The sequence below is a fragment of the Sphingobium cupriresistens genome (assembly GCF_004152865.1).
GTDB classification, from domain to species: domain Bacteria; phylum Pseudomonadota; class Alphaproteobacteria; order Sphingomonadales; family Sphingomonadaceae; genus Sphingobium; species Sphingobium cupriresistens.
Genome location: NZ_SEOO01000147.1, coordinates 1 through 617 on the forward strand (window position 1 = coordinate 1; position 617 = coordinate 617).

1 protein-coding gene is annotated in these 617 nt (G+C 60.1%); it reads left to right on the forward strand.

Annotated features, from left to right (window positions below):
* On the forward strand, nucleotides 1-420 hold a 420-nt coding region (locus tag EWH12_RS22045), incomplete at its 5' end, for a MarR family winged helix-turn-helix transcriptional regulator (protein ID WP_129927829.1).
* Nucleotides 421-617 lie beyond the last annotated feature (197 nt).

The following is a 617-nucleotide window of genomic DNA, read 5'->3' on the forward strand; positions in this document are numbered from 1 at the left end:
ATGTGGTACTTCTTGCGCGTCCTGTGGGACCAGGACGGCTTAACCCAGAAGGAACTGTCCGACCTTGTTGGAACGATGGAGCCGACCACGCTTTCGGCGATCGCTTCCATGGAGCAACGGGGAATCGTTGCCCGGGTCCGCAACGCGGCGGACAAGCGGAAGATCAACATCTTCCTCACCCCTTACGGTCACGAGCTGAAAAGGAAGCTTCTGCCCATTGGCATCGAAGTTGGGGATATCGCTAAGACCGGCATTTCGCGCCGCGAAGCGGATCTCCAGATCGCCCTATTGGGCGAGCTGCAGACCAATCTAGAAGCTGCGATTCGGAGCCTCTCCCCCGAGGAGCCCGACGCGAAGCCGGGTCGGCGGCGCCGAGAGGACCGAGGGGTCGCCGGCATCACTCATGAGGCAGGCGACTGATGCGATAGTGGGTGTCCTCGCCACCATGGATGCCCCACATCAATGTTGCGCGCCGATACTTACATCACTAATGGTTAGATAACTAAGGAACTGCACGGTGGCGGTCTGCGACGTGAAGGTTGCGTGGAGAGGTGTGCTGATGGTCAGGCCTTGCCTCCGACCGAATCGTCGTCGCTCTCCACCGCGCGGTTGATGAC